The 275-nt window shown below is 64.7% G+C and carries 1 protein-coding gene; it reads right to left on the reverse strand.

Annotated elements, in window-relative coordinates; genetic code table 11:
* Positions 1-33: 33 nt before the first annotated feature.
* The coding region (locus ACVA58_RS28065; protein WP_446513516.1) for a hypothetical protein at positions 34-275 on the reverse strand (242 nt) is incomplete at its 5' end.

The following is a 275-nucleotide window of genomic DNA, read 5'->3' on the forward strand; positions in this document are numbered from 1 at the left end:
GGATGAAACAGGGGATGCACCCGCAACGCAAACTCAGCGCAAATGCCGCTGCAACCAAATCGCCCCAGCACACACCAGTGCAACCACCGCCCCCCAGGCAAATAGGTCCCCCACAGCCAGCAACGTCGCCTGCCGATCAATCTCAGCAGAAATCCGCACCAACTCAACCCCCTGCAACGGATGCGGCCACTGCCAGGCCGGCGTGAGCGCACTCACATGCCCCACCAGATCCGTCCGATGCTGCGCCTGCCCCCGCTGCAGCAGCAGCGTGGCGC

This window comes from Photobacterium sp. DNB22_13_2 (genome assembly GCF_052873915.1).